Annotated in this window: 12 protein-coding genes; 4 read left to right on the top strand and 8 right to left on the bottom strand. The window is 72.5% G+C overall.

Annotated elements, in window-relative coordinates; all coding sequences use genetic code 11:
• The first annotated feature begins 3 nt into the window (after positions 1–3).
• Both JYK18_RS38140 and JYK18_RS38145 read left to right on the top strand, forming a co-directional pair.
• The gene (locus tag JYK18_RS38140; RefSeq protein ID WP_206808657.1) at positions 4–1,629 is read left to right on the top strand and encodes a hypothetical protein; all 1,626 of its coding nucleotides are present in this window, start codon (positions 4–6) and stop codon (positions 1,627–1,629) included.
• A complete protein-coding gene (locus JYK18_RS38145; RefSeq protein ID WP_206808658.1) occupies positions 1,626–1,778 on the top strand; it encodes a hypothetical protein in 153 nt (50 codons plus the stop codon). Before JYK18_RS38140 ends, JYK18_RS38145 begins: the two co-directional genes overlap by 4 nt.
• Here JYK18_RS38145 and JYK18_RS38150 read toward each other — a convergent pair.
• Both JYK18_RS38150 and JYK18_RS38155 read right to left on the bottom strand, forming a co-directional pair.
• Positions 1,775–2,440, bottom strand: coding sequence for a response regulator transcription factor (locus JYK18_RS38150; protein ID WP_307796251.1), 666 nt, complete (start codon positions 2,438–2,440; stop codon positions 1,775–1,777). The two genes, JYK18_RS38145 and JYK18_RS38150, sit on opposite strands and share 4 nt — an antisense overlap.
• On the bottom strand, positions 2,422–3,651 hold the full coding sequence (locus JYK18_RS38155) for a sensor histidine kinase (RefSeq protein ID WP_206808659.1): 1,230 nt from the start codon (positions 3,649–3,651) through the stop codon (positions 2,422–2,424). Before JYK18_RS38155 ends, JYK18_RS38150 begins: the two co-directional genes overlap by 19 nt.
• Positions 3,652–3,815: 164 nt before the next feature.
• On the opposite strand from JYK18_RS38155, the gene JYK18_RS38160 reads away from it, so the two are divergent.
• Positions 3,816–5,765 carry an AarF/ABC1/UbiB kinase family protein gene (locus tag JYK18_RS38160; RefSeq protein WP_206808661.1) on the top strand — a complete coding sequence of 650 codons (1,950 nt, stop codon included), beginning with the start codon at positions 3,816–3,818 and terminating at the stop codon, positions 5,763–5,765.
• Here the strand turns inward: JYK18_RS38160 and JYK18_RS38165 are convergent.
• The gene (locus JYK18_RS38165; RefSeq protein WP_242583935.1) at positions 5,758–6,642 is read right to left on the bottom strand and encodes a LysR family transcriptional regulator; all 885 of its coding nucleotides are present in this window, start codon (positions 6,640–6,642) and stop codon (positions 5,758–5,760) included. The genes JYK18_RS38160 and JYK18_RS38165 overlap by 8 nt on opposite strands.
• 76 nt (positions 6,643–6,718) lie before the next feature.
• Here JYK18_RS38165 and JYK18_RS38170 point away from each other — a divergent pair, with 76 nt between their 5' ends.
• Positions 6,719–7,435, top strand: a complete 717-nt coding sequence (locus JYK18_RS38170; protein WP_307796252.1) for a hypothetical protein — start codon at positions 6,719–6,721, stop codon at positions 7,433–7,435.
• Between the two features lie 92 nt (positions 7,436–7,527).
• On the opposite strand, the gene JYK18_RS38175 is transcribed toward JYK18_RS38170, so the two are convergent.
• The 5 genes from JYK18_RS38175 to sufD are packed head-to-tail and all read right to left on the bottom strand — an operon-like array spanning position 7,528 to position 11,697.
• Positions 7,528–7,935 carry a metal-sulfur cluster assembly factor gene (locus JYK18_RS38175; protein WP_206808665.1) on the bottom strand — a complete coding sequence of 136 codons (408 nt, stop codon included), beginning with the start codon at positions 7,933–7,935 and terminating at the stop codon, positions 7,528–7,530.
• Entirely contained in the window at positions 7,932–8,378 is a 447-nt protein-coding gene (gene sufU / locus JYK18_RS38180; RefSeq protein WP_206808667.1) for a Fe-S cluster assembly sulfur transfer protein SufU, read from the bottom strand. Before sufU ends, JYK18_RS38175 begins: the two co-directional genes overlap by 4 nt.
• Entirely contained in the window at positions 8,378–9,664 is a 1,287-nt protein-coding gene (locus JYK18_RS38185) for a cysteine desulfurase (protein WP_206808668.1), read from the bottom strand. The genes sufU and JYK18_RS38185 overlap by 1 nt, the downstream gene beginning before the upstream one ends.
• A 49-nt stretch (positions 9,665–9,713) precedes the next feature.
• Positions 9,714–10,484 (bottom strand): Fe-S cluster assembly ATPase SufC, encoded by a 771-nt coding sequence (gene sufC, locus JYK18_RS38190; protein WP_206808669.1) that lies wholly within the window; start codon positions 10,482–10,484, stop codon positions 9,714–9,716.
• Between the two features lie 40 nt (positions 10,485–10,524).
• Positions 10,525–11,697: a Fe-S cluster assembly protein SufD gene (sufD, locus tag JYK18_RS38195; protein ID WP_206808670.1), complete on the bottom strand. Its 1,173-nt coding sequence runs from the start codon at positions 11,695–11,697 to the stop codon at positions 10,525–10,527.
• Between the last annotated feature and the right edge of the window lies 1 nt (position 11,698).

Genomic DNA, 11,698 nt, shown 5'->3' on the forward strand with positions numbered 1-11,698 from the left:
GTCGTGGAACGCGTGGGCATCGTGGTGCTCGCCATCGTGGCGGGCGCGGGTGTGCTGATCGGGTACTACCTGCTCGCCGAACTCGCCGTCGGCTACTTCGTCTGGCCCGCCTTCGTCCTGCTGCTGCCCGCGGCGGGCGCGGCGGGCGCGCTCACCGCCGCGGGCACCGCGGTGCTCACCGTGAGCGGGCCGCGCCGGCACCGGCCCGTGACGGTGACCCCGGCGATGGTGTCCGAAGAGGACTTCCCGCTGCTCGTCCCGCGCCACCGGGCCGGGCGCCGGGACCACGCCTGGCCCGCCTACCTGCCCGGGCAGGCGCAGGTCGACCTGTGGGCGGTGGCGGGCAGGCTGGGCGGGCTCAGCCGGGGCGGCTGGTACCCGGTCCGCCAGTGCGCCCGGCTAGTCCGGGAACTGCACGAACGGGTGCAGTGGACGCTGTTGGTGGTGGGCTGGCCGGTGGCGGCCGTGGTGCTCGGCGTCGCGTTCGCCTGGTCGGCCGGAGTGGTGCTCGGCGGGACCGCGCTGCTGGTGGTCGTCCTGCTCCTGCTCGGCTCGCTGGAGGCACTGCGGCTGGCCGTCGTGGGCGGGGCACGCGGACTCGACGCGCTGGTGCGGTCCCGGCTCGGCGGTCCGTCCGGGTGCCCGGAGTGCTACCGGGCGGTGCCCCTGCCGTGGTTCCGCTGCTCCGGCCGGGACTGCGACCGCACGCACCACGACCTCCGGCCCGGCGCGCTCGGCGCGTGGTGGCGGCGGTGCGGGTGCGGGCGGTTGCTGCCGACCACGGTCTTCCGCGCGGCCCGGCGGCTGACCGCCTACTGCCCGGTCTGCTCGGCGGATCTGCGCGAGCGCGCGGCCACCATCCCGGAGGTGCGCCTGCCGGTGATCGGCGCGGTGTCGGCGGGCAAGACGCGGCTGACCTTCGCGGCCCTGCTCGAACTCGGCGACGTCGAATTCGACGACGAGGCCAGCAGGCGGGTGTTCGACGAGGGCGCGCGGATCATCCGCGAGCGCGAGGAGACCTCGAAGACCGCCGCCGGGCACTTCCCCGCCGCGGTCACCGTCCGCCTGCCGGTGCGCCGTCGGTTCGGGCGGGTCGGCGAGCACGCCTACCTGCACCTGTTCGACGCCGCCGGGGAGTTCTACCAGGACTGGGACGAGAACGCCGCACTGTCCTTCCTGGACAACGCCACCGGGCTGGTGCTCGTGCTCGACCCGTTCACCGTGCCCGCGGTGCTGGCCGAGACGGCCGGGCAGGAGGTGCTGGGCCGCGCGCACCCGGCCACCAGGGACGCCGAGGCCACCTACCAGCTCACCGTGCAGCGGCTCCGCCTGTTCCGGGTGCCGATCGACCGGCTGCCGCTGGCCGTCGCGGTGGTGAAGGCCGATCTGCTCACCGAGGTCGCCGCCGCGGCCGAACTGACCCCCGACGGCCCGGCGATCCGCGCCTGGCTGGCCGGCGCGGGCCTGGACAACCTGGTGCTCGCAGCCGACCGGGATTTCGGGGCGGTGGGCTACTTCCTGGTGTCCTCTTTGGAGGGATGGACGCCGGGGCACCCGCTGTCGGCGGCCGCCCCGCTGCGCTGGCTGATCGGCAGGCGCGGCCTCACCACCGACCTGGAGGCGCGATGACCGACGAAGAACCCGAGCGGCCCGCGTTCTCCGTCCGGGTGAACCGCCTCCTGCTCACCGGCGGCGCGGTCGCCTTCGCCGCCGGGGTGGTGTGGGCCGCCGTGCTCGTCGGCCCCTGGCTCTGGCGCGCGGCATTCGCCTGGTATTAGGCGGGTTTGATGAACCCGGATTCGTAGGCCTTGATCACCGCCTGGGTGCGGTCCCGCGCGCCGAGCTTCGCCAGCAGGTTGCCCACGTGGGTCTTCACCGTCTGCACACCGAGGAAGAGCTCCCCGGCGATTTCCACATTGGACAGTCCTTTGGCGACCAGGCGGAGCACCTCCGACTCGCGTTCGGTCAGGCCCGCGGCGGCCAGGCCGTCCTGGTGGCCACCGGTGTCGCCGTGCGTGGCGGCCAGGCGGCGGATGGCGGCCGGGAAGAGCAGCGAGTCGCCCGCGGAGACCGTGCGCACCGCGGCGACGATCTCCTCCGGCCGGGCACGCTTGAGCAGGAACCCGCTGGCCCCGGCACGCAGCGCGTCGTAGACGTAGTCGTCGTTCTCGAAGGTGGTCACCACCACCACCTTCGGCGGGTTGTCCATGGTGGACATCAGGTGCTCGGTGGCGCGGATCCCGTCCACCGCGGGCATGCGCACGTCCATCAGCACCACGTCGGGCCGCAGCCGGGCGACCAGGCCGGGCACCTCGGCGCCGTCCCCGGCCTCCCCCACCACGCTCAGCTCCGGCTCGGACTCGATGATCGCCCGCAGCCCGGCCCGGATCAGCTGCTCGTCGTCGACCAGCAGCACCCCGATCACTTCCCGGCTCCCCACGGCAACCGCACCACGACCTCCCAGTGTTCTCCGTTGCGCCCCGCGCTGAACTCCCCGCGCAGGACCTCGACCCGCTCCGCCATGCCGCGGACCCCGCGCCCGCCGGTGCGCCGGGACGCCACCGGCGCCCCGGCGGGATTGCGCACCAGCAGCTCCAGCCGGTCCCCGCCGATCGCCACGCGCAGCGCGACCGGGACCTTACCCGCGTGCCGCAGCGCGTTGGTCAGGCATTCCTGCAGGATCCGGTACGCCTCGCGGGAGACCACCGCGGGCACCTCGGTCACCTCGCCGCTGATCTCGGCCTCCACCGGCACCCCGGCCAGCCGGGTCGCCGCCAGCAGGCCGGGCAGTTCGGTCAGGCCCGCCTGCGGTGCCTTGCCGGACTTCTCCTCGCGCAGCAGGCCCAGCACGTGGTCCAGGTCCTCCAGCGCCGACCGCGCGGAATCCTCGATGGCCTCCAGCGCGCGCTCGGTGAAGTCCGGGTCCCGCCGCAGCGTGCGCCGGGCGGCCCCGGCCTGGATGGTCACCACGCTCAGCGCGTGCCCCACCGAATCGTGCAGTTCCCTGGCCAGCCGGTTGCGCTCGGCGAGCTGTTCGGTGCGCTTCTCCAGCTGGGCGATCCGGTCGGCGGCGGAGATGCCGAGCAGGATCGCCGCGGCGCGGGCGAGCAGGCCGCCCACCGCCCAGATCGCGTAGACCAGCCCGATCACCAGCGCCAGGAACAGCACCGGTACCCAGGCGCCGGCCCAGCCGCGCGGCACCGGGATGCCCTCCTCGGTGGCGATCGCGATCCGCCCGGTGAACGGTCCCGAGAGCGACAGGACGAAGAACACCGGCAGCGCCAGGCTCAGGAAGCTCAGGATGCCGCCGGCCAGCACGTGCGCCACGAACATGGCGCTCGACCGCAGGCGCACCGGCCAGTTCTCCGCGCGGCCGAAGGTGACGCCCGGCGCCGGGTCGTCCAGCAGTTCGCGGACGGCCGTGCCCTCCAGCACCCGCACGGCGGGGATGAACGAGCTGGCCACCATGGCCAGGATCGCGGCCAGCCCGCCCACCGCCGAGGCGGTCCCGATGTCAGCGGCGAACGGCGCCACCGACGGGATCGCGATCGAGGCGAAGATCAGGTAGGGCACGATCAGGGCGCCGCCGAGGATCAGGTAGGCCCAGCGGCGGTACGTCGACCGGTTCACCACCGGGTTCAGCAGGCGCACCTGGTGATCGTAGGCGGCCCCGTAGGGGGCCGGGTTCCCTCTTCGGAGGGAGGCGCCACCCGCGCTGGCGGGACACCTCGGTACCACCGGATTGCCTCTCCGGCGGGAGGCCCCACCCGCGCCGGCGGGACCCGCGCAGTGCGGCGGGCCGGTCTACTGCACGAGTGTCCTCTTTGCTCTTCGGTGTGCTCAGCCTGCCGTTCTACGTCGTGTTCCTCTGGCCGTTGGTGGCCGCGTCGCGCCGGGTGCTCGGCGTGCGCATCGGCGCGGTCCGCGCGCTCACCGGCGCCCTGCTCGGCTGGACCGTCGTCACCGGCGTGTTCAGCCTCCTGCCCCCGGTCGACCCGGCCAGCCCGGCCGCCTTCGTCGGCCTGCTCGTGCCGATCGCCGGCGCCGCGTTCGTCACCACGCTGATCTTCCTGTTCGTCGCGGAACTCGCCCTGCCCAGCGGCGGCGGGCTCGGCCTGCTCGGCCGGTGGCGCGCCGCCCGCGCCAAGGGCGCGCGAGGCCGCCGGTACTCGCAGATCACCCGCATCGCGGTGAAGCACGGCCTCGGCCCGTACCTGACCGGGCGCCGCGACCCGGACGGCAGCCGCGAGGCCGCGCTGGCCCGGTCCCTGCGGATGGCGCTGGAGGACGCCGGGGTCACCTTCGTCAAGCTCGGGCAGCTCATGTCCACCCGGCCCGATCTGCTGTCCCAGCCCTTCATCGACGAGCTGAGCCGCCTGCAGGACAGCGTGGCGCACGCTCCGGCCGAGCTGATCGAGCAGGTCCTGCGCGACGAGCTGGGCGCCCCGCCCACCGAGGTGTTCGCCGAGTTCGACCCCGAGCCGATCGCCGCCGCGTCGATCGCGCAGGTCTACCGCGCGAAGCTGCACTCCGGCGAGCGCGTGGTGGTCAAGGTGCAGCGCCCCGACGTCCGCCGCGTGGTCGAGCGCGACCTCGACATCGTGCACCGGGTCGCCGCCTCGCTGGAGCAGCGCACGAAGTGGGCGCGCTCCCTGGGCGTCGCCGAACTCGCCGAAGGGTTCGCCTCGGCACTCGTCGAGGAGCTCGATTTCCGCGTGGAGGCAAGGAATCTGGCCTCGGTGACGGCCGCCCGGCCGGATGACGCCGTCGCGTTGCCGACCGTCCACGAAGGACTGTCCACCGAGCGCGTGCTGGTGATGAGCAGGCTCGACGGCGTCCCGCTCGGCTCGGCCGCGGTGTCCGCCGAGCGACGGCCCGCGCTGGCGCGTTCGCTGCTGGACTGCCTGCTGCACCAGGTGATGCTGCACGGGGTGTTCCACGCGGACCCGCACCCCGGCAACGTGCTGGTGCTCGGTGACGGGCGGCTCGGCCTGCTCGACTTCGGCTCGGTCGGACGACTCGACGCCGGACTGCGCGGCGGCCTGCAGAACCTGCTCGCGGCGGTCGACCGCGGCGACCCGGCCGCGCTGCGCGACGGCCTGCTGGAGATCGTCGACCGCCCGGACGACATCGACGAGCGGCGCCTCGAACGCGCGCTGGGTGCGTTGGTGGCCAAGCACTTCAGCCACCGGCAGGCCGCCGACCTCGACCTGTTCACCGACCTGTTCAAGGTGATCACCGGCTTCCGGCTGTCGGTGCCGCCGCCGATCGCCGCGGTGTTCCGCGCGCTGGCCACCATGGAGGGCACGCTGGGCCTGCTCTCGCCGGGGTTCGACGTGATGACCGAGTCCCGCGCGTTCGCCATGGCCAAGGTGGGCGAGAAGCTGCGCCCCGATTCACTGCGGCAGGCCGCCACCGACGAGCTGATGTCGCTGCTGCCGGTGGTGCGGCGGCTGCCGCGGCGGCTGGACCGGATCGGCACCGCGCTGGAGCAGGGCAGGCTGTCGGTCGGCGTGCGGTTGCTCGCCGACGAGCGCGATCGCGACGTGATCACCGGCTGGCTGCACGAAATCCTGCTCGCCGCGACCGGCGCCGCCACCGGGCTGATGGCGGTGCTGCTCCTCGGCAGTTCGGCCGGGCCGCGAGTGCTGCCCGACGTCACGCTCAACCAGATGTTCGGCTACAACCTGCTGGTGGTGAGCCTGCTGGTCGGCCTGCGGCTGCTGTTCGTGGTGTTCCGCGGGCAGCGGCGGCGGCTCAGGTGAGCGCCTTGAACAACCCGGCGGCCGGGCCGTCCAGGCCACCGGCGTGCACCACCTCCACGCAGTGCACCAGCCGCGGCTCGGCGATCGGCACGCCGATCACGCCGGGCGCGGCTTCGGCGACCGGGCGGGGCAGCACGGCCAGCCCGTGCCCACCGGCGACGAGCGCCGCGAGCGTGGCGACGTCCGTGCCGTCGTAGGCCAGCGCCGGGCGGAAGCCGCCGAACTCGGCGTTCGCGCGCAACTGGGCCAGCGGCAGCCCGGCCTCCGGCGCGTCGATCCACCGCGCGTCGGCGAGGTCGGGCAGGCGCACCGAAGTCCGTCCGGCCAGCGGGTGGTCGGCCGGGACCGCGGCGACCAGCTCGTCGTCACCGGCCGCGCGGACCACGCCGGTCAGCGGGGCGACCTCGGGCAGGCGCAGCGGATCGCTCGGAGCGGCGATGCCGTCGACCAGGCCGAGCGTGAGCGCGCCGGTGGACACCTCGTCGAGCACCGCCTGGCGGCTGAGCACGCGGAGGGTGAGCTCGGTGCGCGGGTGCTGGCGGCGCAGTTCGGCGAGTGCGGCGGGCAGGCGCGGCTTCACCGCCAGCGGGGACGCGCCGACGGCGACCGCCGCGTTCGGGGTCGCGGCCATCCGGGTGATGTCGGCACGAGCGGCGTCGAGGCGGATGAGCAGCGGGCCGGCGTGTTCGAGCAGCCGGGCGCCCGCCTCCGACGGCGCGACCGGGCGGCGGAACAGCAGCACGGTGCCCAGGTCGGCCTCCAGGCTGGCGATGTGCTGGGAGACCGCGGACTGGGTGTAGCCGAGTTCACGGGCCGCGGCGCTGAAGGAGCCGCGGCGCACCACCGTGACGAAGGTACGGAGCAGGTGCGGATCCATAACAATCATTATCGCTAATGCGGCCAGCACGTTTCATCGTTGGACCTGAACTCGCCCGCGGACCACGATGGAGCCCGTGACCACTCCACTCGCCCGCATCGCCCTGGTCGGCGACCGCTCCCCGCACGTCCGCTCGCACACGCGCATTCCCGGCCTGCTGGAAAAGCTCGCCGAACGCGACGGCCTGGTACTCGACGCCTACTGGATCCCGACCGAGGAGGCCGCGGCGGTCGACGGATTCGACGCGGTCTGGCTGCTGCCGGGCAGCCCGTACGCCAGCGAGGCGGGCGCGCTGGCCGCGGTGACGACGGCGCGGACGCGCGGCATCCCGTTCCTCGGCACCTGCGCCGGTTTCCACCACGCCTTGCTGGAGTTCGCGCGCGAGGTGTGCGACCTGGACTCGGCTTCGCACGCGGAGACCGACCCGTCCGGGTCGTCCCCGGTGGTCGTCCCCCTCGCCTGCTCACTGGCCGGGCACGAGGGCGCGATCATCGTCGAACCCGACTCGCTCGCGGGCCGGATCCTGGGGGCGGCGCGCACGGTCGAGCGGTACCACTGCTCGTACGGGTGCAACCCGGAGTACCTGGACCTGCTGAGCTCGCACGGCCTGCGCTTCACCGGCGCCGACGAGGCCGGGGACCCGCGGGTGGTGGAACTGCCGGGGCACCCGTTCTTCCTGGCGACCCTGTTCCAGCCGGAACTGGCGCGGGAGGACCTCTCCCCGCACCCGATCGTCCGGGCACTGGCCTTCGCCGCCGTGCACCACCTGAACGCCCGGAGCGCGGCAGTATAGTTCGTTATACGCGCACCAATGCTATGAGTGGGGCATTACTTGCGTTGAATGCAAGTAATGCCCCACTCATAGCATTGGGCTCGCCCGAGGGGCTACATCGTGAAGCCGAGTGCGCGCAGCTGGTCCCGGCCGTCTTCGGTGATCTTCTCCGGGCCCCACGGCGGCATCCAGACCCAGTTGATCCGGAAGTCCGACACCAGCCCGGCACCGCCGGTGAGCACCGAGGCGGTCTGGTCCTCGATCACGTCGGTCAGCGGGCAGGCCGCCGAGGTCAGCGTCATGTCGATGGTGGCGGTGTTGTCCGGCTCCACGTGGATGCCGTACACCAGCCCGAGGTCGACCACGTTGATGCCCAGTTCGGGGTCGACCACGTCGCGCATGGCCTCCTCCAGGTCCTCGACCTTGGCCAGGTCGGCGGCCGGCGCCTGCTGCTCCGGCAGGTCGGCGGCGGTGCGCCCCTCGCGGTGGGCGGGAACCCCGGAAACCTCGGTCTCGCTCATTTCGCCTCTCCGTTCGCAGTCCGCGCGACGGCGTCCTTGAACGCCATCCAGCCCAGCAGCGCGCACTTCACGCGCGCCGGGTACTTCGCCACCCCGGCGAAGGCGATGCCGTCCTCGAGCACGTCCTCGTCCGGCTCCACCTGGCCACGCCCCTGCATCAGCTCGACGAAGGCGTCCAGCGTGGTCATCGCCTCCTCCACGGTATGCCCGACGACCAGATCGTTCAGCACGGAGGTCGAGGCCTGGCTGATCGAGCAGCCCTGCCCCTCGTAGGAGATGTCCGCGACGGTCGTGCCGTCGAGCTTGACCCGCAGCGTCACCTCGTCACCGCAGGTGGGGTTCACCTGGAACGACTCGGCGTCGAACGGCTCCCGCAGGCCGCGGCCGTGCGGGTTCTTGTAGTGGTCCAGGATGATTTCCTGGTACATGCTCTGCAGTTGCATCAAGCCACCCCGAAGAAGCGCTGCGCCTCGCGCACGCCGCGCACCAGTGCGTCCACTTCGGACGGCTCGTTGTACAGGTAGAACGACGCGCGCACGGTGGCGGGCACGCCCATCCGCCGGTGCAGCGGCCACGCGCAGTGGTGGCCGACGCGCACCGCGACGCCCAGGCTGTCCAGCACCTGACCGGCGTCGTGCGGGTGCACCCCGTCGATCACGAAGGACACCGCCCCGCCGCGGTCGGCCAGGTCCGTCGGCCCGATGATCCGGACCCCGGCGATCTCGCCGAGCCCGGCCAGCGCCGCCTCGGTGAGCCGGTGCTCGTGCGCGGCGATCGCGTCCATCCCGGCCGCGGACAGGTAGTCCACCGCGGCACCGAGGCCGACCGCCTGCGAGGTCATCGGCGAACCGGCCTCGAACCGCTGCGGCGGCGGCGCGAAGGTGGAGCCCTCCATCCGGACCAGCTCGATCATCGAGCCGCCGGTGATGAACGGCGGCATCGCCTCGAGCAGTTCCCGGCGGCCGTAGAGCACGCCGATCCCGGACGGGCCGAGCATCTTGTGCCCGGAGAAGGTGGCGAAGTCCACGCCGAGCGCGGTCAGGTCGACCGGCGCGTGCGGCACCGACTGGCAGGCGTCGAGCAGGGTCAGCGCGCCGACCCGCTTCGCCGCCGCGACCAGTTCCGCCACCGGGTTGACTGTGCCCAGCACGTTCGACTGGTGGGTGAAGGCGACCAGCTTGGTGCGCTCGGTGATCAGCGAGTCCAGTTCGGACAGGTCGAGCCTGCCCTCGTCGGTCACGCCGAACCAGCGCAGCTTCGCCCCGGTCCGCTGGGCCAGCTGCTGCCACGGCACCAGGTTCGCGTGGTGCTCCATCTCGGTGATGACGATCTCGTCGCCCTCGCCGATGGCGAACCGCGCGGCCTCGGGGCCGGAGGTCGCCGCGTTGCTCATCGCGTAGGCGACCAGGTTGAAGCCCTCGGTGGCGTTCTTGGTGAACACCAGCTCACCCGGGGTGGCGCCGACGAACTCCGCGATGCGCGCGCGGGCGTTCTCGTAGGCGTCGGTCGCCTCCTCGGCGAGCTGGTGCGCACCGCGGTGCACCGCGGCGTTGGCCGTCTCGAGGAACCGGCGCTCGGCGTCGAGCACCTGCGCCGGTCGCTGGGCGGTGGCCCCGGAATCCAAGTACACCAAGGGTTTCCCGTCCCGGACGGTGCGGGACAGGATGGGGAAGTCGGCGCGCAGGGCGGCGACGTCCAAGGGCACAGAGTCGGCGGCGGTGGTGGTCAAGCCGGCTCCTCTCGATCGTGTGGTGGATTCCGGGGCGGCGCTGGGCGACCTAGACCTTGGCGGTCTCGGCCTTGCCCGCGTACTTCACGTAGCCGTTGGCCTCGAGTTCATCGGCCAGTTCAACGCCGCCGGACTCGACGATCTTCCCGCCGGCGAACACGTGCACGAAATCCGGCGTGATGTGCTTGAGGATCCGGGTGTAGTGGGTGATCAGCATGACGCCGACCTCGTTGTTCGCCTTGTAGTCGTTGACGCCCTCGGAGACCACGCGCAGTGCGTCCACGTCGAGGCCGGAGTCGGTCTCGTCGAGCACGGCGAACTTCGGCTTGAGCAGCGCCAGCTGCAGGATCTCGTGGCGCTTCTTCTCGCCGCCGGAGAAGCCCTCGTTCACGCTGCGCTCGGCGAACTCGGCGGAGATGTCCAGCTTGCCCATCTCCTCCTTGACCTCCTTGACCCAGTGGCGCAGCTTGGGGGCCTCGCCACGGACCGCGGTGGCCGCGGTGCGCAGGAAGTTCGACATGGAGACGCCGGGCACCTCGACCGGGTACTGCATGGCGAGGAACAGCCCGGCGCGGGCGCGCTCGTCCACGCTCATCTCGAGCACGTCCTCGCCGTCGAGCAGCACCTGGCCCGAGGTGACCTCGTACTTCGGGTGGCCGGCGATGGCGTAGGACAGGGTCGACTTGCCGGAGCCGTTGGGACCCATGATCGCGTGCGTCTCACCCGAGCGGATGGTCAGGTTGACGCCCTTGAGGATCTCCTTGGCGCCCTCGTCGGTGGTGACCGAGGCGTGCAGGTCCTTGATTTCCAGAGTGGCCATGAATCTTTCTTTTCCTAAGTCCGGGAGGGTTCAGGCGCCGTCAGGCGCCGACGGCTTGCAGTTCGGCCTCGATCGCGGCTTCGAGCCGCTCGCGCACCTCGGGCACGGTGATCTTCGCCAGGATCTCGTGGAAGAACCCGCGCACCACCAGCCGGCGCGCCTGCTCCTCGGCGATACCGCGCGACTGCAGGTAGAACAGCTGCTCGTCGTCGAACCGCCCGGTGGCGCTGGCGTGGCCCGCGCCCTCGATCTCGCCGGTCTCGATCTCCAGGTTCGGCACCGAGTCGGCGCGCGCGCCCTCGGTGAGCACCAGGTTCCGGTTGAGCTCGTAGGTGTCGGTGGCCTCGGCGGCCGCGCGGATCAGCACGTCGCCGATCCACACCGCGTGCGCGCCGTCGCCCTGCAGCGCACCCTTGTACATCACGTTCGACTTGCAGTGCGGCACCGCGTGGTCGACGAACAGCCGGTGCTCCTGGTGCTGGCCGGCGTCGGCGAAGTACACGCCGAGCAGTTCGACCTCGCCACCCGGCTCGGCGAACGTCGCGGTCGGCGACACGCGCACCAGGTCGCCGCCGAGGGTGACCACGGTGTGCTTGAGCACCGCGTCCCGGCCCAGCTTGAGGTGCTGCTCGGAGACGTGCACCGCGTCGTCGGCCCAGTCCTGCACGGAGACCACGGTGATCTTCGCCGAGTCGCCGATGACGAACTCGACGTTGTCGGCGTAGGTGCCCGAACCGGCGTGGTCGAGGATGAGCACGGCCTCGGCGAACGCCTCGGCGCGCACCTGCAGGTGGCCGAAGGCGGTCTTGCCCTCGCCGGGGCCGACCAGGCGCACCACGCTCGGCGCCGACGCCTGGGTCTCCTTCGGCACGGTCACCACGGTGGCCGTCTCGAAGGCGGAGTAGGCCTGCGCGGCGATCCGGTCGCTCGGCACGCCCGCGGCGCCGAGGCGCTCGTCGTCCCGGCCGACCGTCTCCAGCTTCAGCTCGGGGGCCAGGTCGGCCTCCACGGTGATCCGGCCGTCGGCGACGGCGCTGCCGTCGTGCAGGCCGCGCAGGCGCTTCATCGGCGTGAAGCGCCAGTTCTCCTCACGGCCACCGGGGACCTCGAAGGCCTCGACGTCGTAGGAGGCGAACCGCTCCGCGCGGGAGGCGGCCGGAATGACCGACTCCCGTGCGGCGGCCGAAACGTTGTTCTCTGTCGTAGCCGTCATA

It is taken from the genome of Amycolatopsis sp. 195334CR (assembly GCF_017309385.1).
Lineage (GTDB): Bacteria > Actinomycetota > Actinomycetes > Mycobacteriales > Pseudonocardiaceae > Amycolatopsis.